Origin of the sequence: Corynebacterium sp. CNCTC7651 (genome assembly GCF_021496665.1) — a bacterium.
Taxonomy (GTDB): Bacteria; Actinomycetota; Actinomycetes; order Mycobacteriales; family Mycobacteriaceae; genus Corynebacterium.
On sequence record NZ_CP071246.1, the window covers coordinates 1,127,259 to 1,152,594 of the forward strand.

Genomic DNA, 25,336 nt, shown 5'->3' on the forward strand with positions numbered 1-25,336 from the left:
TAGCGCTGGGTTAGGCTGAACCCACCATGACCGAAGCCGCCGCCAAGCCCCTCGCCATCTCGCCGTCCCGCGCCGCCGATTACCGCCAGTGCCCGCTGCAGTACCGGTTGCGCGCGATTGACAGGTTGCCGGAGCCGAAATCGATTCACCAGGTCCGCGGCACGCTGGTTCACGCGGTGCTGGAGACCATGTTCGACTGGCCTCGCGAGCAGCGCACCTTCCCCGCCGCCGTCAAGCAACTGCGCCCCGCGTGGGAAAAGATGCGCGAGCAGGAGCCGGACTGCGCAGCGCCGGTTACGGATGAGCTTCAGCTGCTTATCGACGCTCGCTCGCTCCTCCGCGGATACTTCCACATGGAGAACCCGGTTGGGTTCGACCCGGAGGCGCAGGAGATGTACGTCAACGCGGTGCTGCCGAACGGTGTGCCGGTGCGCGGATTCATCGACCGCGTGGACATTGCCCCCACCGGCGAGGTGCGGGTGGTGGACTATAAAACCGGCAAGATGCCCAAGCCGCAGTATTCCGGCACCGCGGTGGCGCAGATGCGGTTCTACGGGCTGGTGTACTGGCGGTTGTTCGGGGTGATCCCCACCCAGCTCAAGCTGATGTACCTGGGCGTGATGGATTCAATGATCATGACCCCCTCGCGCGAGGAGCTCGAATATTTCGAGCGTGATCTGGGAGACCTGTGGGCAAAGATCGTCGCCGACGGCGAGGCCGGGTCTTTCCGCCCCCGCACCTCGCGGCTGTGCGACTGGTGCCCGTTCCAGGCGCTCTGCCCCGCCTTCGGCGGCACCCCGCCCGCCTACCCGGGCTGGCCGGGCTCGGCGGCAGATGCCGTAGAAGATGTGGTGGAGGGGCTGCGCTAGAACAGCCCAGAGATCACGCCGTCCGAATCGATGTCAATCTTGTTCGCGGACGGGACCTTGGGCAGGCCCGGCATGGTCATTACGTCGCCAGTCAGCGCCACGATGAAGCCCGCACCGGTGCGCGGAAGCAGGTTGCGCACGTGGAGGGTGTGGCCGGTCGGGGCGCCGAGCGCGGCCGGGTCGTCCGAGAAAGAGTACTGCGTCTTGGACACGCACACCGGGAGGGTGTCAAAGCCGTTCTCTTTCAAAGTCTGCAGGTCCTTGAGCGCTTGGGCGGAGTACTGCACATCGTCGGCGCGGTAGATCTCGCGCGCGATGGTGGCGATGGCGTTCTCCACACCGTCCGCCGGATCATAGAGCTGAGTCGAAGTGCCCTCGGTGAGGTTCTCCAGCAGGGTGCGGGCAAGGTCCTCGGCGCCCTCGCCGCCGCGGGCCCAGACATCGGCCTCCTGCAGGGCGACGCCGAAGCCCTCCGCCCATTGCTTCACCCACTCGCGCTCCGCGTCGGTGTCCGTGGCGAAGTGGTTCAGCGCCACGACCGGGGTGACGCCGAACTTGCGCACGTTGTCCACGTGGCGCTCCAAGTTCACGATGCCAGCCTCAAGCGCCTCAAGGTTTTCCTCCTTGAGCTGGTCCTTGGCAACACCGCCGTTGTGCTTGATGGAGCGGATGGTGACCACGATGACGGCGCCTGCAACATCCAACTCGCCGTAGCGCGCCTTGATGTCGAAGAATTTCTCCGCGCCCAGGTCGGAGCCGAAGCCCGCCTCCGTGAGCACAATGTCTGCGTACGCCAGCGCGGTGCGGGTGGCGATGAGGGTGTTGCAACCGTGCGCAATGTTGGCGAAGGGGCCGCCGTGAATGAAGGCCGGGGTGCCGCCCAGCGTCTGCACCAGGTTGGGGTTGATCGCGTCCTTGAGCAGGGCGGCCATCGCACCCTCGGCGTTGAGCTGGCTAGCGGTCACCGGCTGCTTGTCGTACGTCAGGCCAATCGTGATGTTGCCCAGGCGGCGCTTCAGGTCTTCCAGGTCGGTGGCTAGGCCGAGGATCGCCATGATCTCGGACGCGGCGGTGATGGTGAATCCCGTCTCCGCCGGCACGCCGTTGCCCGGACCACCAAGGCCGGTGACCACGTTGCGCAGGCTGCGGTCGTTCACATCGAGGCAGCGCTGCCAGGTCACGCGGCGCGGGTCGATGCCAAGGTCGTTGCCCTGCTGGATGTGGTTGTCAATGAGTGCGGCGAGCGTGTTGTTGGCGCTGGTGATCGCGTGAAAGTCGCCGGTGAAGTGGAGGTTGATGTTCTCCATCGGCACCACCTGGGAGTAGCCGCCGCCGGCAGCGCCGCCCTTGATACCCATCACCGGGCCCAAGGAAGGTTCGCGCAGCGCTACCATTGCGTTGTGGCCAAGGCGGGTGAGCGCATCGGTGAGCCCGATTAGCATCGTGGACTTGCCCTCACCCGCCGGTGTCGGGGACACACCGGTCACCAGCACAAGTTTGCCCGGCTCACGCTCCGGCACCTGCGTGATGTCTACCTTGGCCATGTGCTTGCCGTAGGGCACGAGGGCGGCGTCCGCCACCCCCGCGCGCTGGGCAATCTCACCGATCGGGCGCAACTCGTGCGCCTGGGCGATCTCGACGTCTGACTTTGGCTGCTGAGTATCCGGGGTGGTCTGCGTCATACCGCCCTAGAGTACAACAGCTCCGATCGCGTATCCGAGGGCAACGGCGACGGTGATGCAGAGCACGCCGGGCACTAGGAACGGGTGGTCGAACACGTACTTGCCGATGCGGGTGGAGCCGGTATCGTCCATCTCCACGGCCGCGAGCAGCGTCGGGTAGGTCGGCAGCACAAAGAGCGCGGACACCGCTGGGAACGCCGCCACTGCAGTGAGCGGGCTGACGCCGATGGCAAGCGCCGCCGGCATGAGCGCCTTCGCGGTCGCTGCCTGGGAGTACAGCAGGCAAGCGGCGAAGAAGAGCACCACCGCGAGCAGCCACGGCTGCGCCTGCAGCACGTCGCCGGCGATGTTCTGAATGTCCTCGATGTAGTAATTGATGAACGTGGTGCCCAGCCACGCCACACCCAGCACGCACACGCAGGCAGACATGCCGGACTTGAACACCTGGGTGTTCAGCACCTCCGCGGCCTGGGACTTGCTGGTCAGCAGGATCACCGCGGCCGCGGCAAGCATGATGGCCATGATGGCCTCGTTGCGCGGGATGGTCGGATCCTGGATCAGGCCGATCTGGTCCGAAATCAGGGTTGCGTACACCATCACCACCAAGATGGCGACGAGGAAGATCACCACAGATGTCTTCGCGCCGGGTTTCGTCGCCACATTGGTGTGGCCCGTCGGGGCGGCGACCAAGCCGTCGCGGAGGCGCTGCTGGTACACGGGGTCTTCCTCAAGGTCCCTGCCCATGCGGTTGGCAATCCAGGCAGTCGGGAAGATAGCGAGGAAGGTGGCTGGAATCATCACCGCCAGCAGCTGGAGGTAGCCTACGCCGAGCGGCTCGAGGATGGAGGCCATGAACACCACGGCTGCGGAGATCGGTGACGCCACAATGGCCATCTGCGAGGCAATAACCGCCACCGAAAGCGGGCGCGAGGGCCGAACCTTGCCTTCCTTCGCTACCTCCACAATCACGGGGAGGGTGGAGAATGCGGTGTGGCCGGTGCCGGCGAACACCGTCATCAACCAGGTAACAATCGGCGCGTAGAGCGTGATGCGCTTCGGGTTCCTGCGGAGGAACTGTTCCGCCAACCGGACCAAATAGTCCATGCCGCCGGCGAGCTGCATCGCCGAGATGGCGGCGATGACGCACATGATGATGCCGATGACGTCGAACGGGATGGCGTCCGCAGTCACCGGCATGCCGGTCAAACCAAGAAGAAGGACTCCGAGGCCGCCGGCGAAGCCGATGGCGACGGAGCCCATGCGCGCACCTAAAACGATGGCGCCGAAGAGAATAACGAGCTGCAGCAGGAGTAGCACGGCACGAATCCTTCGGGATAGAGAGGGAAATACTGTCACCCCTATTATCCCGCGCTAGATATCACCTTACCTAGCCAGGCGCGTGTGATTCCGGCTACGCCTCCTCCTGCCCGCTTACTACTCCTCGTCGAGGTAGATCTTGCCGCGGTACTCTGGGTGCATGAGGTTCTCCTTGCTCAGGACCTTCTTCAGCTCGTCTTCGGTCATGAGCTCCTTCTCCAGCACGAGGTCGTACACGCTGCGGCCGGTGGCAGCCGCCTCGCGGCCGATCACGTCGCCCGCGTGGTGGCCGATGACCGGGTTGAGGTAGGTAACAATGCCGATGGAGCGGGTCACGTAGGCCTCGCACACCTCCTTGTTCGCGGTGATGCCGGTGACGCACTTCTCGCGCAGGGTGCGGGCAGCGTTGGTCAGCAGCGAGATCGACTCAAACAGGGCCTGCGCAATCACGGGCTCCATCACGTTGAGCTGGAGCTGGCCGGCCTCCGCCGCCATGGAGACGGTGACATCGTTGCCGAATACCTTGAAGCAGACCTGGTTCACAACCTCCGGGATCACCGGGTTGACCTTGGCCGGCATGATGGAGGAGCCTGCCTGGCGCTCCGGAAGGTTGATTTCGTTCAGGCCTGCGCGCGGGCCGGAAGACAGCAGTCGCAGGTCGTTGCAGATCTTGGAGAGCTTCATGGCGGCGCGCTTCATGGCGGAGTGCATCATCACGTACGCGCCGGTGTCGGAGGTTGCCTCGATGAGGTCCGGGGACGCCTGAATGTCCAGGCCGGTCACCTCGCGCAGGGCGGCGACCACCTGGTCCTTGTAGCCGCTCGGGGTGTTGATGCCGGTGCCGATGGCGGTCGCGCCCAAGTTCACCTCGAGCAGGGACTCCGCCGCCGAGCAGATGGTGCGCTGCTCCTCGTTCAGGTTCGCGCCGAAGGCGGTGAATTCCTGGCCCAAGGTCATCGGCACCGCGTCCTGCAGCTGGGTGCGGCCCATCTTGATGATGTCGGAGAATTCGTCGCCCTTCGCGCGGAACGCCTTCTGGAGCTCGTCGAACTCTTCCAGCAGCCCCTGGACCGCGTAGTACACGCCGAGGCGGAAGCCGGTGGGGTACGCGTCGTTGGTGGACTGGGACATGTTCACGTCATCGTTCGGGTTGATGACGTCGTAGGCGCCCTTCTCCTCACCAATCAGCTCGAGCGCAACGTTAGCCACAACTTCGTTGGTGTTCATGTTCACCGAAGTACCGGCGCCGCCCTGGAACACGTCGGACGGCCACTGGTCCATGCAGTAGCCCTCATCCAAAATCTTGTCGCACGCTGCGACGATCGCCTCTGCCTTCGCCTTCGGCAGGGTGTGCAGGCGGCGGTTCGCCATCGCGGTGGCCTTCTTCACCTGCACCATGCCGCGGATGAAGTCCGGAAATTCATTGATGGTGGTGCCGGAGATCTGGAAGTTGTCCACGGCGCGGAGGGTGTGCACACCGTAGTACTTGTCGGCCGGCACCTCGAGGGTGCCAAGCAGGTCTTCTTCAATGCGACTATTCGAAGTGGTCATACCCGCCAGTGTACGTTCCCGCGGAGGCTAGAGCCGGGCGATGCGAAGTTCCGTCGCCAAGATGCCCGCAGCCCCGATAGCCGCAAGCTCGTCCATCACGCGGTTGGCGTCCTGCTTGAGCACCATCGCGCGGACCGCCACCCAACCCTCCTGCTGGAGCGGGGACACCGTCGGCCCAGTGATGCCCGGGGTAAGCGCCACCGCGGCATCGAGCTTCTCGCGGGCCACGTTGTAGTCAATCATCAGGTAGTTGTGCGCGGTGAGAATGCCGGTGATGCGCTTGAGCACCCGCTCATGGTCCTCCCCCAGCTCGGCTCCCGCACGCTTGACGACGACAGCGGCGCTCGCCATGATCGGCTCCCCAAACGGCGCAAGCCCCTGCTGGCGCAACGTTGCTCCGGTGGAGACCACATCTGCAATCACGTCGGCCACGCCGAGCTTGATCGAAATCTCCACCGCGCCGTCCAGGCGGATGATCTCGGCCGGGTAAATCTCGCGCTCCGCCAGGTAATCCTCCACCAGGTGCGGATACGAGGTGGCAATGCGCTTGCCCTCCAGCGTCTCCACCGTCCACGTCTCGCCCTGCGGGGCGGCGAAGCGGAAGGTGGATGCGCCGAAGCCCAGATCCAGGACCTCGTCCACCTTCGCGCGGGAATCGGCGGCCAGGTCGCGGCCGGTGATGCCCAGGTCCAAGTGGCCCTTCGCCACGTAGATGGCGATATCCTTCGGGCGGAGGAAGAAGAACTCCACCCCGTTGGCCTCATCGACCACATTGAGCGCCTTCGTCATCCCGCGGCCCTTGTAGCCCGCCTCCTTGAGCACGGTGACGGCCTGTTCGGAGAGTGATCCCTTGTTGGGAACGGCGATCTTGATCATCGTAAATGCCCCTTGTAAAGCTGCTTAGAGGTACTTGTAAATGTCGTCCGGCGTGAGCCCGCGCTTAAGCATCATGACCTGGGTCCAGTAGATGAGCTGGCTCATCTCCTCGGCCAGCTCAGCGTCGGACTGGTACTCGGCGGCGATCCACACCTCGCCGGCTTCCTCGATGATCTTCTTGCCGATGAAATGCTCGCCCTTGTCCAGCGCCTCCACCGTGCCGGACCCGGCGGGGCGGTCGGCGACCTTCTGGGACAGTTCCGCGAACAGCGCATCGAAAGTTTTCACGGTCATCGAGCTTAACCCACTAGCTCGGCGAACCACTCGTCAACATCCGCCGCTCCCGCGCCCACGAAGCGGGCGGGATCGAACACGGAAACTCCCTCCGGCACCGACTCGGAAAGCCCAAGCACCCGGCACCCTGCCCCGGCTGCCGCGCTCATGCCGGACCAGGAATCCTCGAACACCAGGCACTCCCCCGGCGCGGCTCCGACGCGACGGGCCGCCTCCAGGTACATGTCTGGCGCGGGCTTGGGCCGGCCAACTTCGTTCCCGGTGATGGTGTCCACGAAGAACTCGCGTCCAATCGCGTCGATGCACGGGTCCGCCAGCGAGCGTTCCGTGTTCGTGGTCACCAGCATCGGCATCCCGCGGGCCGCAAGCGATGCCAACACCCCCTCCACGCCTGGGTTCAGCTCGATCCCGCCCGCGAACAGCTCGCGCATGCGGGAGAACATCCAGGTTTTGTACAGGTGAGCGTCGTCAAGCGAAAGCTCCCTGCCCGCCCACGCCGCGACGATGCGCAAGGTGTTGTCGAAGCTGCCGCCCACGGTGCGCTCGCGGACCTCGGGCGTGAGCGGTCGGCCGAGGAGTTCGCCGAGCTCGTACGTGGCCTGGCCCCAGAGTGGCTCGGTGTCGATGAGGGTGCCGTCCATGTCCCAGAACACGGCGGCGGGGCTACTCAATTTCCGGCAGCTCCTTGAGCGCCTCATCGGTCGCGCCGGTGGCCGCGGCGGCGCGGAAGACCAGGGACTCAATGTCCGCCTTCTCCTCCGGCTCCAGCACGGCGTTGGCGTACTTCTCGTTGAAATCATCCAGGTTGGCGTAGAACGGCTTCACCACGGCGGCGAGGCGCTCGCCCTCCGGGTCATCCTCAACCAAGTCGAGTGCGTCGAGGAACATCTCAATCAGCGCCTTGAGCTCCGGCAGCACCTCCGGGTCGAAGGGCTCGTCCCACAGCTCCTTATCGTCCTCGGAGAGGTAGGAGCCGGTGGCGAAAGTGCGCAGGTCATCGATGAATTCATCAACGTCCGGCTGGAACTGGGCGCGGATGGAACTTTCCGGGGCGGTCATAGCCGTAATTGTTCCCGAAACCTACGCCGGGCGCACGCCAAGCAGCCCGTCCAGCGCTGCGGCGAGGATCCCGCCGTGGTCCCCCGGGGCGGCATCCACAATCTCCAACGCGCGCGGCGTGTCCAGGTCCTGCGCAAGGGCTTCCCTGAGCTTATCGACGGTTGCCAGCACCGCCTCCTCGTCCGCCTCCCGCGCGAGCATGTCGCGCCAGACCGCCAGGCGCTCCTCGGCGCGGTCTAGGGCCTCGTAGGAGAAGTCGCGGTCAGCGCGGTAGTGGCCGGCGAAGACCGCGAGGCGGATGGCGGACGGGTGGTGGCCCTCATCGGCGAGCTTGTGCACAAAGACGAGGTTGCCCAGGGACTTGGACATTTTCACCCCGTCCAGCGCGATCATGCCCGCGTGCACGTAGTGGCCGGCCATGCGGGGTACGTCGAAGGCTGCCTCCGCGTGGGCGGCGGAGAACTCGTGGTGCGGAAACGCCAGGTCGCTGCCGCCGCCCTGGATGGCGAAGTGGGATCCGAGCCTGGTGGTGGCAATGGCGGAGCACTCGATGTGCCAGCCCGGGCGCCCGGGGCCGAACGGTGACTCCCACGCGGGCTCCCCTTCGCGGTGGCCGCGCCACAGCAGCGCGTCGAGCGGGTCGCGCTTGCCGGGGCGCTCCGGGTCGCCGCCGCGCTCCGCGAAATAGGCCTCCATGGTGGCGCGGTCCAGGTTGGACTCGTAACCAAACTGCTCGGTGGCGGTGATCGGCGCGTAGATGTCGGTGGCGCCTGTGTCCGGGTCCTCCAACGCGTACGCCGCGCCAAGCTCCAGCAGGCGCTGAACCATCGCAATGACTTCGTCGATGGATTCCATCGCGCCGACGTACTCCCGCGGCGGGATGACGGCAAGCGCCTCCATGTCGCTGCGGAACAGATCAATCTGGCTGGTGCCCAGTTCGCGCCAGTCCACCCCGTCGCGCTCGGCGCGCTCGAACAGCGGATCATCCACGTCGGTGATGTTCTGCACGTAATGGACTTTGTGGCCGTTGGCCAGCAGCTGGCGTTGGATCAGGTCGAAGGTGAGGTAGGTAGCGGCGTGGCCGAGGTGCGTGGAATCGTACGGCGTGATGCCGCAGACGTACATGCCAACTTCGCGGCGTGCGTGGCCCGCTCCGTGGCCCGCTCCGTCGCCGGTGTCATGAGCGGTGTCCCCGGGAACGTCGACAAGCTTCGTGCTCTGGTCAGCGGTGTCGAAGAGGGCGAGCGGGACCGGGGTGCCGCCCACGGCGGGAACGTGCGGGTGTGGCCAAGACTGCATGGCGGCCAGCCTACTAGTAGGCGTGCATCACACCAGTGCCCAGCAGCACCATGACGATGATGCCGAGTGGGATGCGGTACGCCGCGAACCAGGCGAAGGAATGGTGGGAGACGAACTTGAGCAGCCACGCAATGGAGACGTAGCCCAGCACGAAGCCGATGCCGGAACCCACAAGCAGCTGCAACCCGGTAGCGGCCTGGCCCGCCTGGGGGTCAAACGCGTCCGGCAAGGAGAACAGCCCCGAAGCCAACACCGCCGGGATAGCCAGCAGGAAGGAAAAGCGGGTGGCCACTTCGCGGTCCAGGTTGAGGAAGAGGCCGCCGGAGATGGTGCCGCCAGAGCGGGACACGCCGGGGATGAGCGCCAGGCACTGCCACAGGCCCATGACGATGGCATCCTTCATCGTCAGCTCCTCAAACCCGCGGGTCTTCTTGCCCTGCCGCTCCGCGAGGATGAACACGAAAGAGAAGACGATGAGCACCGTCGCGGTGATCCACAGGTTGCGGAAGTTCTCCCGGATCAAATCCTTCAGCAGCACGCCCGCCAGGCCGACGGGGATGGTGCCAACGATGACCATCCAACCCATCCGGTAATCAAAGCCGCGCTTCGATTTGTCGAAGAGTCCCGCAAACCACGCGGTGAGGATGCGCCAGATGTCCTTGGCAAAGTAGACCAGCACGGCAAGTTCCGTGCCTAGCTGGATCACCGCGGTAAAGCTCGCGCCGGCGTCCTGTCCCCAGAACAGCTCGGAGACGATGCGCAGGTGGCCCGAGGAGGATACGGGGAGGAACTCCGTCAGGCCCTGCACCACGGAGAGGACAATGACTTGCAGCCAGCTCATCGTTTCAGTCACGCCAGCACACACTACTCGCCCACGCCCGCTCCAAGGACCGGGCGCGCAGGGGCAGGTTGCTAGGGTTGAAGGCTGTGAAACACTCCCGCATGTTTGTCGCGGCCGCGGCCTGCGCTGCCGCCGCGCTGTCCACGGCGTGCGGCGCCGGCCCCACCCAGCTCGCGGATGAGCTGGCGGTGAACATGGGCGACGCCTCCCCGGTCGCCTCTCCCCCCTCCCTGGACCGCTCGCAGCTCGCCGGCGAGGTGTGGGAGTTCGAAGCCGTGCGCGATCTGGATGCCACCGACGGGTTGATCGCCGCCCGCACCGAGTCCGCGTTGCACGTGGGCACCCTAGAGGAGTTCAAGGCGGGTAAGGCCAAGGCATACCCGCTGGACGCTGCGTGCGGGGACGCGTCCGGCAACGCCGGGACTTTCGCGGTGGGCTGCGGGGACAGCATCCGCCTCTTCACCGCCCAAGGCGAGGAGACCATTGCCACCGATGCCCCGGTCACTGCCGCGACCGTGACCACTACGGGCGAGGTGCTGGCCGGCAGCGACGCGGAGCGCACTGTCTGGCTGTACAAGGACGGGGAGCTGGCAAAGACCTTCTCCGTGGCGCGCGAAACGGACCAGATCCAGGCGGTGCCCGTCGAGGGGCAGCCGGACACCGTGGTGCGCACCAACAGCTTCGACACCACCATCCAGGACATGGACTGGCAAGGTGGGCGCCAGGGCGGTACCCTGCGCGTCGGCCTCGGCGTGGGCAAAGTGACCGGCGGGGAAAACGGCCTGGTACTCGCCGCGGATGCGACCGGTTCGCAGCTCCTCGTCTACACCACCGACGACATCATCCGTCTCCAGCAGATGGCCCCAGTGCCGGAGAGCCCGTGGGACGCCGCGTGGGATCCCGCGGAGCGCCTCGCCTGGGTCGCCTCCACCGCTGGCAACGTGGCCACCGGCTACGACATCTCCCGCGGCGTGCCGCTCGAGCGCGCCTCCATCGCCACCGTCGCCGACCCGCAGAGCATTATTTCGCTTGACGACGGCACTTTGCTCATCGCCTCCGCCACCGGCGACGGGCTGCAAGTAGTACGCCCCACCGATAAGCAATTGCGAGACCTTCCGGAAGGAAAGTAATGAGCCTCTACGAGCGCGCCCTCAAAGTCATGTTCCTGCTCCCGCCGGAGCGCATCCACGGCATCATCAGCGGCGCACTCGGCGTGCTGCACGCGGTGAAGCCGGCGAACCGCGCCATGGAGCGCGTCGTGCGCGTGCACGATCCGGTGCTGTGCCAGGAGCTCTTCGGTGTCGAGTTCCCCGCCCCGCTCGGCCTCGCGGCGGGCTTTGACAAGAACGCCGCCGAGGTGGACGCGTGGGGTGCGCTCGGCTTTGGCTACGCCGAGATGGGCACCGTGACCCCAAAGCCGCAGCCCGGCAACCCGGCGCCGCGTCTGTTCCGGCTCCCGGCCGACAAGGCGATCTTGAACCGCATGGGCTTCAACAACGAGGGCGCCTTGAAGGTCGCCGAAAACCTGCGCGCCCGAAAGTCCAGCGACGTGGTGGGCATCAACATCGGCAAGAACAAGACCGCAGAGGACGCGGTGGCGGATTACCGCGCGGGCGCGACCGCGCTTGGGCCGCTTGCGGACTATCTGGTAGTCAACGTCTCCTCCCCCAACACCCCGGGCCTGCGCGACCTGCAGGCCGTGGAAGAGCTGCGCCCAATCCTGAGCTTGGTTAAGGAGTCCACCGAGACCCCGGTGCTAGTGAAGATTGCGCCGGATCTCTCCGATGAGGACATCGATGCCGTAGCGGATCTTGCCGTAGAGCTTGGCCTTGCCGGCATCGTGGCCACCAACACCACCATTTCCCGCGAGGGGCTCACCACGCCTGCGGACGAGGTGGAGGCGATGGGAGCAGGCGGCATCTCCGGCGCCCCGCTGGCGGAGCGTTCACTGGAGGTACTGAAGCGCCTGCATGACCGGGTGGGCGATCAGCTAGTGCTGGTGAGCGTGGGCGGTATCTCTACCCCGGAACAGGCGTGGGAGCGCATCGCCGCCGGTGCCAGCCTGCTGCAGGGGTACACCCCGTTCATTTACGGCGGGCTGGGCTGGATCCGCGGAATCCACACCGGGCTGGCCGCCCAGGTGCGGGCACACGGGTTGAGCAATATTTCGGAGGCTGTGGGCTCCGGCCTTACATGGCGCTCCGACGCAAAATAAGCGAGCACAACAGCGCGCCGACGGCCCAGAGCGCCAGCCAGTAAGACTGGGTGGCGGCGAGCTCCGTGTTCGGCATGACTACGCCTACGCCCAAAAGCACTACGGCGATGATGAGCGCGACAAGCTGCTTCCTCGAGCCGCCCTGCTCCTTGCTGAAGGTGGCGAAGGATCCGAAGATGACGGCCGCAACCACCGTGCACAGGAACTGCGGCGTGATGGTGTACACGGTCTCGCCTCGCAGAAACGCCAGGAACGCAAAAAGGAAAAGCACGAGGGCGAGCGCGACAAACGCGCCGCCCGCGCGCAGCTGAATTGGCACCATGCCGGTAGAGGTTACCGGGCGCGGCCTACTCGTTCTCGTACCAGCCCCAGATGATGGTGCGGCCGAGGGTGTGGAAGTAGAGGTTGAAACCGAGCTGGGTGGGGTTGGCAATGCTGTCCGCGTCTAGCTCCGTGTCCACCGCGTGAACGGCGAAGAGGTAGCGGTGCGGGCCGTGCCCGGCCGGCGGGTTCGCGCCGTAGTAGCCCTTAACACCGGAATCGCCGGTGAGCACCACGGCACCCACGCCGAGGCCGTCCTCCGAGCCCGCGCCGGCGGGTAGCTCGGTGACATCGGCCGGGATGTTGAAGGCGGACCAGTGCCAGAAACCGGACGCAGTCGGTGCGTCCGGGTCGAAGCAGGTCACTGCCAGGGTCTTGGTGCCCTCCGGCAGGCCGGACCACGCGAGCTGCGGGCTGGTTGCGTCATCGCCTGCGTGCTTGTCATCCAGACGCTCGCCGTCCGTGATGTCGGTGGAGGTGAGCTCGAAGGACGGCACGTCCTTCAGCGGGGCGTACGGGTCCGGGCCCGGGAAACGGTCAGAAACATAGGTCGGGTTCGAAGTAGCCATGCCCCCACTTCTACCGGAGCATCAGTGACCGCCGCCACTCCACGCCGCAAAGAGTTGCGCGTATCTCCCCTGGGCGGCGAGGAGCTGCTCGTGGGTGCCGTCCTCGATGATCTTGCCTTCCGACATCACCAGGATCCGATCCGCCTCCTTCGCCTGGTCTAGGCGGTGGGCAACGACGAGGGAGGTCGCGCGTTCCGCCAGCGCTGCGGCGGCCGCCTCGAGCGTGTTTGTGTCGTCGCTGCCGGCCTCCGCGGTCGCTTCATCCAAGATCAGCACCTGCGGCTTCGCCAGCGCCACGCGCGCGAGAGCAATCTGCTGTTCCACTTCCGGCGGCAGATCCTCTGCGCCCGCGCCCACCAGCGTGTCCATCCCTTCCGGGAACAGGCGTTGGAAGTTCACCGAGCCTGGGTCCAGACCGACAAGCCCCAGCGCCGAAGCAAGCTCCGCGTCGCTCGCCCCTGGTGCCGCCATCGCTAAGTCCTCCCGCAGCGAGCCCGCGAACACGTGCACTTCCTGGCTCACCAGCGTGACGTTGCGGGAGGTCCACACATCGCTCACGCTGCCAGTATCCACCCCGCCGATGCGAATCGTCCCGCCCGTCGGCTCTACAAGCCCAGCGATCAGCGCGGCCAGCGTGGATTTGCCCGCGCCGGAAGTACCCACCAGCGCCGTCGTCGATCCGGGCTCAAGCGTCACCGAGAGGTCCTCGATCACGTTGGCCCCGCCCGGGTACGCGAACGTCACGCGGTCGATCTCCACCGCGGGCGGCTGCATGAGGTCCGCGGGCATGGAGGCGGCAGAGCGGCCGGCGTGAAGCGTGGCAAGGCTCACGGCGCGGCCCAGCGACGTCGCGGCGGATTGCAGCTCGCCCACGAAGAAGATGGCGTTGAACACCATCACCTCGGCGCGCACCACCAGAAACGCCGCCGCGGATGCTTGGCCCGGCGTAAGCGTGCCGTTGTTCGCCAGATAGCCGCCCAGCAGCAACGTGGCGATCAGCCAAGCGCCGAAGGCCCATTGGCCAATGCCCGTCATACGAATGAACCACGGCGCGCGGTCCATTTCGGCGCGGACCGCGCCCCACGATGCGCCCCGCATGCGTTCGAGCGCCCACCGCTCGAGCCCGAACGCGCGCAGCGTCGGCCGCCCGCGCAGGGTGTCCAGCAGCACGGCGTTGCGGCGTGCTTCGGCGACACTCACCGCGTTAGTGACCTGCGGAATGCTGCGGATGACTTCACGGGCAAAGGGATACGTGGCGGCCGCGACGATCAGGAAGATGAGGAGAAAACGAACGTCGATAAGCGTGAGGCTCAGGGCGGTCAGCGGGAAGACGAAGACGGTGGTGAGCACGCGCACGCCGATGCGGGAGACAACGCTGACCACGTCGTCGATGTCTTTCGTCATGCGGGTGATCACGTTGCCGGTGCCCAGCTCCATGACGCGCGGCACCGGAGCGCGGAGGATGGCGTCGAGGCAGGCGCGGCGCAGGTCGATCGACGCGCGGCGGACCTTGGTGCCGATGGCGTAGTAGGAAACGTGGCGGAACGCGATCTCGATGAGCATGAGCACCATCGCGCCCGCGATCGCCGCGATGAACGCGCGCGGGCCGGATCCGAGACCGGGGACTGCCCCACCGCTCAGCGCGTCGACGCTGCGGCCGAAGAGGTTCGCCTGCAGGTTGTAGCAGACCACGATGATGATGTGCAGCAGGCCAATCCACAGCCACCACCCTTTGCTCAGAGCATTGGGCAGCGCGGCAAGGTACGCGAAAGATTCGCGCACGCTGGCTGGCGCGACCGCGTCCGCGCGCTCGTAGCCGTTCACCGGAGCACTCACAGCGCCACCTCCTTGCCCGCCGCGCGCCAGGCGGCGTTCGATGTGATCACAATCGTCGTCTGATCAGCCCGCGCAGCGGCGACGGCGTGCACGACCTCTGCCTGGGTGACTGAGTCGAGTCCAGTCGTCGGGTCGTCAAGGATGAGCACCTCCGGCCCCGCCGCCAGCGCACGGGCAAGCGCCACGCGCTGCCGCTGACCGCCCGACAGGTTGAGACCGGCCTCGCCCAGCGGGGCGTCCGGCAACTCCCCGTTCGGCCCCAGGCCCCCGAGGCGCCGCAAGATGTCCTGGCAGTGCGCGGCGACCAGGGCCTGCTTGACAGTGTCCGAATCCAGCGTCCCCGTCGGGTTCACGTTGTCCTCGATCGTGCCTTCGAAGATGTTCACCGTGTGCGGCGGGTAGAGCACCTGCGGGTGCCCGCCCCATGCCTCCGCGGCGTGGAATGCGGCCTCGGTCGGCGGCAGGATCCACAAGCCCGGGCGGGGAAGCGTTGCGCTGGACTGCGGCGGCGCTTGCTCAGGCGAAGCGGCGACCTCCATGAGCTCCTCCACGCGGTTACCCGATGCGACCGCGCGGCCCCACTCACCCGCCAGGTCGCCGAACGCGAAGCCGGACATGTTCAGCGCCGGCGGGATGAGCAGCGCGACGGCTGTCATCTCGCCGGGAGTGATCTCGCCGCGCAACGCCATGCTGGCGGCCACGGCCAAGATCACCGCGTTGCACAACACCGCCGTGGCCTGCCGGGTAAAGCTCAAGATGGCATCGACACGCAGCTGGCGCATCATCGCCTCCAGCGCCTGCGTGGTGTTCCTGTTGAAACGGCGCGTGGTGGCATCCACCGCGCCCAGCCCTTTCACAGTGCGGAGGCCTTGCGCGACATCGGTCGCCTGCCCCGCTACTTTCGCTTCGGCCGCGCGGCGGATCAAAGAGACTTTGGTGATCGGCCCTGTGGTCAGGTAGGACACAAACGCGATGATCACCGCGCCGAGCGGAATCATGAGCGAAATCCACGGTGAGACCGGCCACATCGCCGCAATTGCGCCCACCGAGTACCCCACGGCCATGAGGGGGAAGGAAATGACGGAACGCACCGATGCAGTGGTGAATGTGTCCGCGTCCACCGTGTTGAGCACCGTGCCCGGGCTCAGCGCACCGGTGCCGTGATCAAGTACCCGCTGCGTCTCCACCAGCCGAGCGTTGTGCACGATGCGGCTCACGGCAGCGGTGGCCAAGCCGTCACCCGTCGCCTCGCCGACGAAGCTGAGGATGAAGATGCCGATCATCGTGGCTATCAACAGGCCGACGGACCTCATCTCGCCGGCGATCAGCCCGTCCACCACGTTGCCAACCAGCACCGGCACAAACGCGGCGACGCCGGTGCCGATCAGGTAGCTGAGAATGTGCAGCGCCAGCACGCCCGGGTACGCGGAAAGCATGTCGCGGGCAACGCGCACGCCAGTGGTCCACTTCTCGGGGTGCAGCGAGCGGTCATCGCCCGCGGGCGGCGCTGCGGGTACGAACCACCGGTAGGTGGCCATCATTCTCGGGGCTGGAAGCACCCGAGCACGGTACCACAACCACCCCGCTGTGCTGGGGATTTGGCAGCCCCCGGCCCACCACATATAGTTCTACGAGTGCCTAGCCGAGAGGCTAACAACACCCAAAGCCCGGGTGGCGGAATGGCAGACGCGCTAGCTTGAGGTGCTAGTGTCCTATTAACGGACGTGGGGGTTCAAGTCCCCCCTCGGGCACAGGCAGATACCGGTCCGGTGCACGTGGATTTTCCACGGCAACGGGCCGTTTTTTCGATCCACACAGCAGCCCTCTGCGGCCCCCAGCGGCCCATATTGGCTCACACACGGCCCACAAACGGCAGGAGGCGGGCATGCGTTCACTCACGCCCCGCCGCATGTTGCTCCTGGGCCTCGCCTTGGCGCTGTTCATCGCCGCGTGGTTCTTTCTCGACGTGCCGCCGCTCGCAGTGCTGCGCCAGTGGGCGGAAGAGACCGGCCCGTGGTTCCCCGCCATCTTCTGGCTGCTCTACGTCCTGATCACGCAGTTTCCCATCCCCCGCACGGTGATGACCATCTCCGCCGGCATCCTCTTCGGCAGCCTCACCGGCATCGCGATCGCAATCACCGCCACCACCGTGGCCGCCGTCATTTCGCTGCTGATCGTCCGCTTCCTCATGCGCGACTGGATCGCCCCGCGCCTCACCCATCCCGCCGTGGAGACCATCAACCGGCGCCTGGAGGCGCGCGGCTGGCTCGCCGTCGCCAGCCTGCGCATGGTCGCGTTCGTTCCCTTCTCGGTCATGAACTACGCCGCCGCGCTCACCCGCGTGCGAGTCCTCCCCTTCGCCGTCGCCACCTTTTTCGGGTCTCTGCCGGGCACGATCGTCGTAGTCCTCTTCGGCGACACCCTCACAGGCCAAGCCAACCCCGTCATCGTCGCCTGCACCGCCGCCCTCACCGTGCTGGGGCTTTCAGGCATGCTTCTCGACGCCCGCTTACCCACCCCCGTGTCGAAAGTAAAGCCTGAAGGGTAGACCCACTAGGATGGGTGCCCATGATCGGCGTACACGCGAGGTATCGGGGCAGGGACAAACGGCGCGCGGAAATCGTGGCGCGTTCGGCCGAGGCGCTGGCCACCCTCCCCGGCGTGGGCGAGTTCGAGACGGTGGGCGTTGAAGACATCCGCGCCAATGTGGATTCTCCCGAGGCCGCGCTCAATCTCGTTATGGCGCTACTTTCAGACGGCAACTGGGCCATCGGCCTCGGCATTTCTGCGCACGGCAGCGGCGTGTACGCGGCGACGGATGCCGTCGGCACGCGCCCTGCCCAAGTGAAGGTGGGGGTGGATACCCGGCACCCCGGCACTGCAGCCGAGGATATTTCGGCCGCGTTCGCCCTGATCGGGCACGTCCTGCACAAGCGCACGATTGAGGGCCGCGAGGCGACGTCCCTTGTGCGCCGCGGCATGAATCAGAATGAGGCGGCGCGGCAGCTCGGCATCTCCAAACAGGCCATGAGCCAGCGCCTGCAGGCTGCCGGGTGGCAGGCTGAGCAGGCTGGCTGGCGGCTACTTTTGAACCTGGTTACTCGGGCTGACGCGGATCAGCCGGCGGGGTAAGCGGCTCGCCAGCGCCCGCACCTGACTCTGTGGCCTCCGAGCGTGCGCCCGGCTGTGCCAGATTGGTCAGCGGGGAATCGTCGGCACGCGCCTGCTCAATCTCGCGCGGCGCAAGGCGTGAGCTCGCCGGATTCACCGGGCTTACCGGGGACGGCGCAGGCGTCTGGGTGGGATCCGGCTCGTCGACGTGCTTGTTCGCCACAGCGCGCGCCTCGGCGAGGGCCTTCGCCAGCTCCGGGTCGGTGGAGGTGTCAAACCACTGGTCCGTGTCCTCCTGGCCGGCCATGTCCTTCGTCTCCTGGTCCACGCGTTCGGCCTGGTAGCGGAAAACACCGTCGTCATCCTTGTTGGCAAACGCCTTGGCAAACTGCTCGAGGGAGTTGCCGAACTGGGACGGAATCATCCACATCGTCGCGGCCTCGTTCGACGCGATCTTCGGCAGCTTGTCCAGGTACTGGTACGCCAGGAGCTCCGGGGTCACGCCCGAGGACTTGATCGCGGCGTTGACCTTCTGGATCGCGCGCGCCTCACCCTGCGCCTCCAGGTACTTTGCGGCGCGCTCACCCTCGGCGCGCAGGATCATCGCCTGGCGCTCCGCCTCCGCAGCCAGAATCGCGGCGTGTTTCTCGCCCTCAGCGGAAAGGATGCGGGCCTGCTTCTCACCCTCGGCGGTCTTGATGTCGGACTCGCGCTTACCCTCCGCGGTAAGGATCATCGCGCGCTTCTCGCGGTCCGCCTTCATCTGCATCTCCATGGACTGCTGGATGGACGGCGGCGGATCAATCGCCTTCAGCTCAACGCGGCTGATGCGCAGACCCCACTTCGCGGTGGCGGCGTCCAGCTCGCCGCGCAGACGGCGGTTAATGGTCTCGCGCGAGGTCAGCGTCTCCTCCAGCGTCATGCCGCCCACCACGTCGCGCAGCGTGGCCACAGAGATCTGCTCCACGCCGACGAGGTAGTTGTCCACGCCGTAGATCGCCTTGGCCGGGTCGTTGATCTGGAAGGTCACCACCGTGTCAATCGCCACGGTCAGGTTGTCCTGGGTGATCACGGCCTGCGGCGGGAAAGAGACCACGCGCTCACGGGTGTCCACGCGCGCACGCACACGGTCAATGTACGGAACCAAAAGCGTCAGCCCGCCGGAGACGGTGCGCGTGTAGCGGCCGAGGCGCTCGATCACAGCGGCCTCGCCCTGCGGAATCATCTTGACGGAGGCGAAGAGCAGCGCCACCACTAAGACGATGATGATGACAACGACGGCAAGCGTGCCCATCACATCACCTAGCCTTTCCAGACGACCGCGACGGGGCCGTCAATCGCAGAAACGGTCACGTATTCACCAGCTGAAATTACCTCGGCCGGGTCGAGGGCGCGGGCGGACCACAAGGAGCCGTCGAAACGCACCTGCCCACCAGCCGGGGTGATGTCCTCCACCACCTCGGCCCGGGAGCCGACGAGGGCGCGCGGCGATTCGTCGTACACCATGGGGGACTCCAGCCGCTTGCGCAGGTAGGGCCGCAGGAAGAACCAGAACCCCGCGGATGCGATGGCAAACACCGCGACTTCAGCCGCCAGCGGCACCCCGAACAACGACACACCCGCGGTGGTCAAAGCACCAGCCGCGAGCATGAGCAGGGTCATCTCCCCTACTAAGACCTCTGCCGCAGCCAGCGCAGCCGCCGCAGCAAACCAAACCAAAGCACCCATGCCCTCAGGGTACAGGCCTACACGTCCGCCTTCGTGAGCTCCGGATTGGTCACGAAATCGACCAGACGCTCCACCGCGCCGATGAGCGTGTAGTCAAGGTCCCGGAACGTGTTCACCGCCGAATAGACGCGGTGCCAGCCCTCTTTCGGATCCGACCAGCCGACGCGCCGGCACACGCCCGTTTTCCAATCCTCCCCGCGCGGCACGTCCGGCCACGCCTGCAAACCCACCCGCTCCGGCTTCACCGCTGCCCAGATGTCGATGTAGGGGTGGCCGGTGACCAGCACATGCTCGCCGACGTTCTCCACCAGGCGGGATTCCTTGGTGCCCTCCACCAGGTGGTCTGCCAACACTCCGATGCGCCGGCCCGGCCCGGGCTGGAACTCCGCGAGACGCTCCGGCAGGTTGTCCAGGCCCTCCAGGTACTCCACCACCACGCCTTCGACGCGCAGGTCGTGGCCCCACACCTTCTCCACAATCGCCGCGTCGTGGATGCCCTCCACCCAGATCCGGCTGGGCATGGCCACCTTCGCCTGCACATTCTCCACCTTGCGTGAGCCGGAGTTGGAGCGTTTCGGGCCCTCCTGCCGCGGCGCCACGTAGCGCGTCAGCGTCACGCGCTGCCCCTCCACCAGGAACGCGCCGGGGAGCATCTTGAATAGCCGCTGGGTTCCGCGACGATCCTCCAAGCGCACGAAGTCGCCGTCGTAGGTCCGCTCGAAGCCAACCACGGCGCCCACGAATTCGTCGCCCACAATCTCCACCACAATCCCCGGCTCTGCGGGCACCTCCGGGTAGCTGGGCCGCCGCGTGCGCGCGTGGCCGCCGAAAATGTCTCCCCCGTAGCGATCATCAAAGCTCATAGTGGCGGCTAGTCTACCCACCGCCCTCCGCTACACTCGCACGGATGGTTACCCGGCCCGAGGTCTACTCCCCACTGCAAAACACCGCCGTCTGGCTCGCCGCATGGCTCTACAACGTCGAATCCACTGACGACACCGTGCAGGCTCTCACCGACCTCGGCGGCCTGCATTCCTACCAGGGCCTCCCCTTGGGGCATTTGCTTGCCGACGTCCGCTCCGCCGCCGACCTCGAAGCCGAAGAACCCGTCATCCGCCTCGTGCTCTGGGGCCCCGGCCAGGCGGCGGCGCTGCGCGCCGGATCGCCCGCCATGGAGGCGCTGACCCCGGCCGGCGCCGTAGTGCTCAACGGTGGGGAGCGCCTGAAGCACATCCTCGTGCCCACATACGGCATGCGCGGTGTCACCTGGCGGTGGTTCGAGGATGAAGAGCGTCTGCCGGAGCCGGAATGGCTTACCCCGGGCGAGGCGGATGCGCTGCTCAGCCGCGCGACCAATGAGGCCGCCGTGCTCATCGAGGCCGCAGGCGGCACCCGGGCAGACTTGCCCAACCCGCGCCTGGCCGTTGGCACATTGGCTGACTTCTACGACACTCCGGGACTTCCCGCAGGTGTCACCCCGCGGGCGGCGAAGCTCTTCGCCCGCGCCGACGTGGTGGCGGCCACCGTGGAAATGGTCACCGACCGGCTGAACGACCACACTTTTGACCCGCAGCTGTTCGGGCTGTGGCGCCACATCCGCGCCGCGCGAATGGCGGGCGTTGCGGACGCGGTGATGGACTACAGGCGGGAATATCTAGCGTCGTAAAACCAAACGTCGTAAAGCAAGCTGCCCTTACTTTGCGGGGCGGCGAACCGGGGTGCAGCAGTCCGGCGCGCAGGGGGCGCCGTTGACCGTGCAGCCCTGGACGGTGATGGTGGAAGCGGTGATGGGCTCCACGCCTTGGGCGACGCACTCCGCAATGTCCACCACCATGGCGGCGAACGCGGGAGCGAGGCCCACCGTGGGCACGCGGTCAAGCGTCATCCCGCGCTCCTCGCACGCGGCCTTGAGCTCGGTATCCAGGTCCCAGACCACCTCCATGTGGTCGGTGATGAAGCCGATTGGCACGCACACGATGTGCTGGATGCCGTCCTGTTCGTTGAGCTCTACCGCGCGGTCCACGATATCCGGCTCCAGCCACGGGGTGGCGGGGTTGCCGGAGCGGGACTGCCACACCACCTCGTAGTCCTCCACCCCGGCCTGCAGCGCCACAAGGCGCGACGCCTCCGCCACCTGGCGGGAGTAGAGGTTAGCGTCGCCCGGGCCGCCGGAAGCGGTATCTGCGGCCGAGGGCACGCTGTGGGCGGTGAACAGCACCTTGGTGGTGTCCTGGGCACTGCCCGGCACGCGCGCCAGCGCCTCCTTCAGCGCCTGCGCGTTGAGGTCCACGAACACGGGGTTGCCGTAGAACTGCCAGGTCTTGGTGTATTCCACGTCCGGGGTCACTTCGCGGAGGCGGAGAATGTCCTCGTCATACTGGCGGCAGGCGGAGTAGCCGCCCCAGGCGCTGGTGGCAAGGACCAGCACGTTGGTGTGGCCGTCCTCCGCAATCTGGCGCGCGGTGTCCTCGGCGAAGGGGTGCCAGTTGCGGTTGCCGAAATAGACGGGCAGCTCGTGGCCGCGCTGCGCCAGCTCGGCCTCGATGTTGGCAATCAGTTCCCGGTTCTGCCCGTTGATCGGGCTCACGCCGCCGAAGTGGAAGTAGTGCTCACCGACCTCAGCCAGGCGCTCGCGGGGGATCCCGCGGCCGCGCGTGACATTCTCCAGAAATGGAATAACCTCGTCCTCCCCTTCGGGCCCGCCGAAGGAAAGGACGAGGAGTGCATCATAGTCAGTCAGTGCCATGCCCCTCATCGTAGCGGCATAGCTCGCGGTCCCTGCCGGTAATAGCCCGGTTAGAGCAGGCGCACCGCGTGCTCGGACATGCCGGACCACCGCACCGGCACCACAGAGACGTTCTGGCCGGCTCGCGGGGCCTCGATCATCATGCCGTCGCCCAGGTAGATGGCCACGTGCTGGTCGCCGCCGGGGCCCCAGAAGAGCAGGTCGCCGCGCTGGGCCTCGCTGGGGTCAACCTTGGTGCCGCGCTGGTACTGGTAGCCGGTGTAGTGCGGCAGGGACACGCCGGCCGCGGCGAAGGAGTACAGGACCAGGCCGGAGCAGTCGAATCCGTTGAGCGTTCCGCCGTTCAAACCCGTGGTGGGACCGTTGGCATCGCCGCCGCCCCACACGTAAGGGGTGCCCACCATGGACATGGCGCGGGCGATCACCGTTTCCACCGACCCCGAGTTCGGTGCCGCCACCGTGGTCTGCACTTTCTCGGTGACTGTTTCCGGGGTGGTGACCTCTGGCAGAACCTTGGCCACATCAGCGATTGCGGACGCAATGTTCGCGGCATCGGAGATGGTGGCGTTCCCTGTCGCGGCTGCGTTGACAGCCTCGCTCACGCGGTCCGCGTCCCCGGTGGTCAGCCCCATGCCGGACTGCAGGCCACCGGCGAAGGCGGAGATGATCTCGCCGGCGCCGTGTGCCGCGCCGGCTACCCGGGAGGCGGAGGATCCGGAGGACCCAGACGATCCGAGTGCGGTTCCGCCCGCGTACCCGGTTGCGGCGCCGGCATACGGGTTCGAAGGCGGAGATGATCTCGCCGGCGCCGTGTGCCGCGCCGGCTACCCGGGAGGCGGAGGATCCGGAGGACCCAGACGATCCGAGTGCGGTTCCGCCCGCGTACCCGGTTGCGGCGCCGGCATACGGGTTGGCGAAAGTTGCGTGCGGGGTTTGGGACGCACCCACCAGCGCGGATGCGGCCGCGATCTCGGATGCCTGCTCGATCACGTCGACGGAAACCGGTTCAGCGGCTTCAGCTTCCGCGGCCCCAGCCACATCTTCCTCCGCGGCGGCAGCAGGTGCCTCGCCCCGGGCAGCCTGCGCGGTGGACAGCGCTTGGGCCACGGCCTCGGCAGACGGCACGCCGGCTTCCGGCGCGAGCTCCTCGGCGCGCTGCTGCACCTGCTCGATCACTTCGGCATCGAACTCGACTACCGCCGGCGCAGCGTATGCAGCGGCATCCGCGCCAGCAGCATCGCGGGCACCGGGGCGGACTTCCTCGAGCGAGGCCTGCGCGTCCCCCAACGTCGCCTCCGCCTGCTCCAACTCAGCGGTTTGCGCAGCAAGCGTTTCGACGTTCGCTTCATACAGCGCCCGCGCATCCTGCTCAGCCGTGGCGGCGTCTGCGGCGGCAGCTTCCGCCAGCTCGGCGGCTTCACGGGCAACGGCTGCTTCATTCGCCGCCTCGATGCGCGCTTGCTCTACGGCCTCGAGCGCAGCCCTCTTCTCATCCGTGCGCTGGCGGAGGAACTGGGCGCGCTCCAGCACGTCGCGCTGCTTCCCTCGACCGGCAAGCGCGCCCAGCAGGCCCGACTCATTGGTACCGCGATACTGAGAACGGGTAACAACGGCAAGCTCTGCCCGGGCCTGCTCAACTGCGGCCTCTGATTCGCGCAGTCGCTCCTCAGCCTCAGCCGCACCGCGGCGCGCCTGCTCTGCAACGGCCTGCGCATCTCGCAGATCTACAAGCGCACGGTTCACGCTCTCGTGCAGGTCGCCGATGCCGAGGGTTAGCGCGTCCACCTGCGCTTGGGCGCGCGCGACGGCGGACACCAGCGCTGCGGCCCCCTGCGAGCCGTCAGCAGTCTGCGCCCCAGCCACAGGGCTGAAGATGCCGGAGGCTAGGGCAAGGGTGGTCGAGCACGCGACTGCTCCGGCCGCGTAGCGCGGGCGAAGCGCACGGGTGCGCCTGAATGGGTTAACCACTGGAGGTGCTCCTCACACCGCGCGGCAACGCCAACCCGTGCACGGACACAGCGGGACGCACTGCGCAGCACGGCAACGCACCCCTCCTAGAGACGGGTGCCCGAGGCGCACGCCCCTTACTGCCGACGGCAGCTTTTCAGGTGACTAGTCCGAAAAGCGGCGTCCGACACAAGGGCACAGCCTTGACGAACGGTCAGATAAAAGTTGACTACTGATGCAGGCGCGCGAATTGCAGAGCAATCCAACTTCAACTGGTTTATCCGCCGGTGCTTGGCGTGCTTCCCCACATGCCCGAACCGTCCCAGCACAAAGCTTGACTAGAGCAGAATGCGCTGAACTTTAGCGAATGAAACTAGTGTTGTTGTTGTTATCGATCTGCGACTCACGAGCCGACACGAGAACCATACGTCACGCAACCAATCTGTTGCACAACCTTTATCAACTTTCACACGGGTCAAGGATTTTCACATGACTCACAATGGCCATAGCCAGCACAAACGGGCGTTACACAAATACATGTGATGATTATCACAGCGATCCGTTGCAGGGTCGCAGCCATTTGAGGGGCCCATAATGGTCAGGCCCTTAACCTTTACCGGCGGGATGCGGCAGTCGCCATCACTACGGCAAGTGCCACAAGCGTCGCCACGGCTGCAGCCATCCCCCATGGCACGGAGGCCTCAGCTGCCGCGGCAACGAATTGCCGCACACCTTCCGCGTAGTCCGCCTGCTGCACCATGGCGTGCTGATTGGAGGGGTGTGCTCCAAAACGACCACATGAGTTTGTCCGGGTGCAGTCCCCTCGCCCGTCACCTCTGCGAGCGCCCGGGCGAGATCCGCTTCCAGCACTTCGTTGACCGGGTTGTCGGCGCCGAAGGCAATGCCGTCGTCACGCAATTGCCCCACGAGGGAATCGAAAGCGGGCGACGGTGAGTGCTGTGCGGTCACGAGCAAAGTGTATCTAGGCGTGCCCAGCACAAAAACATTACGGACGTACTGTTAAGATGACCACGGAACCGTGGCCGGTCGAATATCATTGAAGGTTGACCGCCAT

The 25,336-nt window shown here is 66.4% G+C and carries 24 protein-coding genes, 1 tRNA gene and 1 pseudogene; 7 read left to right on the top strand and 19 right to left on the bottom strand.

Annotation, left to right across the window (positions count from 1 at the left end; all coding sequences use genetic code 11):
* Nucleotides 1-26: 26 nt before the first annotated feature.
* The gene (locus JZY91_RS05410) at nt 27-869 is read left to right on the top strand and encodes a RecB family exonuclease (RefSeq protein ID WP_234948912.1); all 843 of its coding nucleotides are present in this window, start codon (nt 27-29) and stop codon (nt 867-869) included.
* Here the strand turns inward: JZY91_RS05410 and JZY91_RS05415 are convergent.
* The 9 genes from JZY91_RS05415 to JZY91_RS05455 all read right to left on the bottom strand — a co-directional run bounded on the left by JZY91_RS05415 (nt 866) and on the right by JZY91_RS05455 (nt 9,788).
* A complete protein-coding gene (locus JZY91_RS05415; protein ID WP_234948913.1) occupies nt 866-2,551 on the bottom strand; it encodes a formate--tetrahydrofolate ligase in 1,686 nt (561 codons plus the stop codon). The genes JZY91_RS05410 and JZY91_RS05415 overlap by 4 nt on opposite strands.
* Before the next feature lie 6 nt (nt 2,552-2,557).
* A complete protein-coding gene (locus JZY91_RS05420; protein ID WP_304504136.1) occupies nt 2,558-3,868 on the bottom strand; it encodes an anaerobic C4-dicarboxylate transporter in 1,311 nt (436 codons plus the stop codon).
* Between the two features lie 117 nt (nt 3,869-3,985).
* Nucleotides 3,986-5,419: an aspartate ammonia-lyase gene (gene aspA, locus JZY91_RS05425; protein WP_234948914.1), complete on the bottom strand. Its 1,434-nt coding sequence runs from the start codon at nt 5,417-5,419 to the stop codon at nt 3,986-3,988.
* Between the two features lie 27 nt (nt 5,420-5,446).
* Nucleotides 5,447-6,295, bottom strand: a complete 849-nt coding sequence (gene hisG / locus JZY91_RS05430) for an ATP phosphoribosyltransferase (protein WP_234948915.1) — start codon at nt 6,293-6,295, stop codon at nt 5,447-5,449.
* Nucleotides 6,296-6,319: 24 nt separating this feature from the next.
* Entirely contained in the window at nt 6,320-6,583 is a 264-nt protein-coding gene (locus JZY91_RS05435; protein ID WP_234948916.1) for a phosphoribosyl-ATP diphosphatase, read from the bottom strand.
* 11 nt (nt 6,584-6,594) lie between these two features.
* Nucleotides 6,595-7,287 carry an HAD family hydrolase gene (locus tag JZY91_RS05440; protein ID WP_370639270.1) on the bottom strand — a complete coding sequence of 231 codons (693 nt, stop codon included), beginning with the start codon at nt 7,285-7,287 and terminating at the stop codon, nt 6,595-6,597.
* Complete coding sequence (locus JZY91_RS05445; protein WP_234948917.1) at nt 7,253-7,648, bottom strand: hypothetical protein; 396 nt, start codon at nt 7,646-7,648, stop codon at nt 7,253-7,255. The genes JZY91_RS05440 and JZY91_RS05445 overlap by 35 nt, the downstream gene beginning before the upstream one ends.
* Before the next feature lie 21 nt (nt 7,649-7,669).
* Entirely contained in the window at nt 7,670-8,947 is a 1,278-nt protein-coding gene (gene mshC / locus JZY91_RS05450) for a cysteine--1-D-myo-inosityl 2-amino-2-deoxy-alpha-D-glucopyranoside ligase (protein WP_234948918.1), read from the bottom strand.
* 13 nt (nt 8,948-8,960) lie between these two features.
* Nucleotides 8,961-9,788, bottom strand: a complete 828-nt coding sequence (locus tag JZY91_RS05455; RefSeq protein WP_234949063.1) for an undecaprenyl-diphosphate phosphatase — start codon at nt 9,786-9,788, stop codon at nt 8,961-8,963.
* A gap of 86 nt (nt 9,789-9,874) precedes the next feature.
* Here JZY91_RS05455 and JZY91_RS05460 point away from each other — a divergent pair, with 86 nt between their 5' ends.
* Together JZY91_RS05460 and JZY91_RS05465 are read left to right on the top strand one after the other, a co-directional pair.
* Nucleotides 9,875-10,918, top strand: a complete 1,044-nt coding sequence (locus tag JZY91_RS05460) for a YncE family protein (RefSeq protein WP_234948919.1) — start codon at nt 9,875-9,877, stop codon at nt 10,916-10,918.
* Nucleotides 10,918-12,003 carry a quinone-dependent dihydroorotate dehydrogenase gene (locus JZY91_RS05465; RefSeq protein WP_234948920.1) on the top strand — a complete coding sequence of 362 codons (1,086 nt, stop codon included), beginning with the start codon at nt 10,918-10,920 and terminating at the stop codon, nt 12,001-12,003. Before JZY91_RS05460 ends, JZY91_RS05465 begins: the two co-directional genes overlap by 1 nt.
* Here the strand turns inward: JZY91_RS05465 and JZY91_RS05470 are convergent.
* The 4 genes from JZY91_RS05470 to JZY91_RS05485 are packed head-to-tail and all read right to left on the bottom strand — an operon-like array spanning nt 11,978 to nt 16,267.
* Nucleotides 11,978-12,325 carry a hypothetical protein gene (locus tag JZY91_RS05470; RefSeq protein ID WP_234948921.1) on the bottom strand — a complete coding sequence of 116 codons (348 nt, stop codon included), beginning with the start codon at nt 12,323-12,325 and terminating at the stop codon, nt 11,978-11,980. The two genes, JZY91_RS05465 and JZY91_RS05470, sit on opposite strands and share 26 nt — an antisense overlap.
* 25 nt (nt 12,326-12,350) lie before the next feature.
* Complete coding sequence (locus tag JZY91_RS05475) at nt 12,351-12,893, bottom strand: YbhB/YbcL family Raf kinase inhibitor-like protein (RefSeq protein WP_234948922.1); 543 nt, start codon at nt 12,891-12,893, stop codon at nt 12,351-12,353.
* Between the two features lie 21 nt (nt 12,894-12,914).
* Entirely contained in the window at nt 12,915-14,717 is a 1,803-nt protein-coding gene (locus JZY91_RS05480; RefSeq protein WP_234949064.1) for an ABC transporter ATP-binding protein, read from the bottom strand.
* Nucleotides 14,718-14,725: 8 nt separating this feature from the next.
* Nucleotides 14,726-16,267, bottom strand: coding sequence for an ABC transporter ATP-binding protein (locus JZY91_RS05485; protein WP_234948923.1), 1,542 nt, complete (start codon nt 16,265-16,267; stop codon nt 14,726-14,728).
* 127 nt (nt 16,268-16,394) lie between these two features.
* Here JZY91_RS05485 and JZY91_RS05490 point away from each other — a divergent pair.
* The 3 genes from JZY91_RS05490 to JZY91_RS05500 all read left to right on the top strand — a co-directional run bounded on the left by JZY91_RS05490 (nt 16,395) and on the right by JZY91_RS05500 (nt 17,861).
* Nucleotides 16,395-16,480, top strand: a tRNA-Leu gene (locus tag JZY91_RS05490).
* A 134-nt stretch (nt 16,481-16,614) separates the two neighbouring features.
* Nucleotides 16,615-17,277, top strand: coding sequence for a TVP38/TMEM64 family protein (locus tag JZY91_RS05495; protein ID WP_234948924.1), 663 nt, complete (start codon nt 16,615-16,617; stop codon nt 17,275-17,277).
* Nucleotides 17,278-17,297: 20 nt separating this feature from the next.
* Nucleotides 17,298-17,861 (top strand): MarR family transcriptional regulator, encoded by a 564-nt coding sequence (locus JZY91_RS05500; RefSeq protein ID WP_234948925.1) that lies wholly within the window; start codon nt 17,298-17,300, stop codon nt 17,859-17,861.
* On the opposite strand, the gene JZY91_RS05505 is transcribed toward JZY91_RS05500, so the two are convergent.
* From JZY91_RS05505 to JZY91_RS05515, 3 genes are read right to left on the bottom strand one after another with little or no spacing between them, the layout of a single operon-like run.
* Nucleotides 17,827-19,134 carry an SPFH domain-containing protein gene (locus JZY91_RS05505; RefSeq protein WP_234948926.1) on the bottom strand — a complete coding sequence of 436 codons (1,308 nt, stop codon included), beginning with the start codon at nt 19,132-19,134 and terminating at the stop codon, nt 17,827-17,829. The genes JZY91_RS05500 and JZY91_RS05505 overlap by 35 nt on opposite strands.
* A gap of 8 nt (nt 19,135-19,142) precedes the next feature.
* Nucleotides 19,143-19,568 carry an NfeD family protein gene (locus JZY91_RS05510; protein ID WP_234948927.1) on the bottom strand — a complete coding sequence of 142 codons (426 nt, stop codon included), beginning with the start codon at nt 19,566-19,568 and terminating at the stop codon, nt 19,143-19,145.
* Between the two features lie 17 nt (nt 19,569-19,585).
* The gene (locus JZY91_RS05515) at nt 19,586-20,431 is read right to left on the bottom strand and encodes a DUF3097 domain-containing protein (RefSeq protein WP_234948928.1); all 846 of its coding nucleotides are present in this window, start codon (nt 20,429-20,431) and stop codon (nt 19,586-19,588) included.
* A 44-nt stretch (nt 20,432-20,475) separates the two neighbouring features.
* On the opposite strand from JZY91_RS05515, the gene JZY91_RS05520 reads away from it, so the two are divergent.
* Nucleotides 20,476-21,234 carry a hypothetical protein gene (locus JZY91_RS05520; RefSeq protein ID WP_234948929.1) on the top strand — a complete coding sequence of 253 codons (759 nt, stop codon included), beginning with the start codon at nt 20,476-20,478 and terminating at the stop codon, nt 21,232-21,234.
* 27 nt (nt 21,235-21,261) lie between these two features.
* Here JZY91_RS05520 and JZY91_RS05525 read toward each other — a convergent pair whose 3' ends face one another.
* The 3 genes and pseudogenes from JZY91_RS05525 to JZY91_RS05540 form a co-directional block, all read right to left on the bottom strand.
* Nucleotides 21,262-22,314, bottom strand: coding sequence for a ferrochelatase (locus JZY91_RS05525; protein WP_234948930.1), 1,053 nt, complete (start codon nt 22,312-22,314; stop codon nt 21,262-21,264).
* A 50-nt stretch (nt 22,315-22,364) separates the two neighbouring features.
* Nucleotides 22,365-23,081 (bottom strand): annotated as a pseudogene (locus JZY91_RS11855) (NlpC/P60 family protein); the annotation flags it as partial.
* Between the two features lie 1,793 nt (nt 23,082-24,874).
* Nucleotides 24,875-25,021, bottom strand: a complete 147-nt coding sequence (locus tag JZY91_RS05540) for a hypothetical protein (protein WP_234948932.1) — start codon at nt 25,019-25,021, stop codon at nt 24,875-24,877.
* Nucleotides 25,022-25,336: the final 315 nt, after the last annotated feature.